This window comes from Candidatus Kurthia intestinigallinarum, from assembly GCF_003991225.1.
Taxonomy (GTDB): domain Bacteria; phylum Bacillota; class Bacilli; order Bacillales_A; family Planococcaceae; genus Kurthia; species Kurthia populi.
Genome location: NZ_JTFC01000158.1, coordinates 1 through 1,095, shown reverse-complemented (window position 1 = coordinate 1,095; position 1,095 = coordinate 1). Strand labels below are relative to the sequence as shown.

Annotated in this window: 2 protein-coding genes; both read right to left on the bottom strand. The window is 35.4% G+C overall.

All coding sequences use genetic code 11. The features are described from left to right. Positions 1–204: 204 nt before the first annotated feature. Entirely contained in the window at positions 205–597 is a 393-nt protein-coding gene (locus QI30_RS19385) for a rhodanese-like domain-containing protein (RefSeq protein ID WP_126992098.1), read from the bottom strand. 19 nt (positions 598–616) lie between these two features. Further along, complete coding sequence (locus tag QI30_RS19380; RefSeq protein WP_126992099.1) at positions 617–1,036, bottom strand: MarR family winged helix-turn-helix transcriptional regulator; 420 nt, start codon at positions 1,034–1,036, stop codon at positions 617–619. Between the last annotated feature and the right edge of the window lie 59 nt (positions 1,037–1,095).

Here is a 1,095-nt window from a genome sequence, read left to right as displayed (position 1 = left end):
TGTGGCGGTGACCATTTATGTATGAACCGCTGCTAATTTATCTTCTGCGCTCATTTTCCCCATAGAAAAACCGCACCTCCTTGTTAGTATGTCTAACAAATGAGGTGCAGTTCAATGCCACATAGAGAACGTTCAATCCAGCAGTTAAGACTACTACAAAGTGTTAGCTGTTTTTTATTTAATTAGATTCCCTTTGCACCAGAGTTAACACCCACAGCTATCAGACATGTTAACCTCTTGAGAGGAATCTGAAACAGGAAAGTTCATTTCTTTCCACGCTGCAATACCCCCCGTTAGCTCTTTTACCATATATCCACGTTCTAATAAAAACTTTGCTACCTTGGCAGCGGTGTTACACCAGACATCCCAACAGTAAACAATAATTTCCTTGTCTTTTGGTATTTCATTTAAACGAGCTTGCAGTTCTTGTTCGGGTATGACATTAGCATCCTTAATTTTTAAACTTCTTACATGAAGTGGGCCGTTTCTTACATCCAGCAAAAAATATTTATCTGGATCTATTTGTGTCAATCTCAAATAATCCATAGGGCTAATAGTTGCTTCCAAACGGGCATTAAAATAATCAAGTGCATTCATAATTGTGTTACCTCCAGTTTTAAAGTGTAGTCCAAATTTTAATGAGAAAATCCTTTAGCAATTGTCTTTCTTGATTATTTAAAGGGGCTAAAACTTCTAATTCAATATCGTTTAAAAATTCCCAACGCGAATCCAATAAATCCTTTCCTTTTGATGTAATCATAAGGCTGTAGGACCTTCTATCATTAGGATTCCTTGTCCTCTCTACAAAGCCTAAAGTTTCTAAATAATCAATGTGACTTACCATTGTTGTCCGATCAATTTGTAGATTTTCAGAAATATCTTTTTGTGATGAGTAAGGGTTTCCGTTAATAAATAAAAGAACTCCATATTGTCTAGCATTAATGTGATATGGGACAAGCCCCTCGGCGAATTTAGTTTCCATTCGCTGAAGAACCTTTCCGAGTAAAAAACCATAAGATTGATTCCATTTTTCCATTTAAATTATTCACCCCTAAAAATAATCACCTAAATATATAATCAGTTTAACTGATGAAT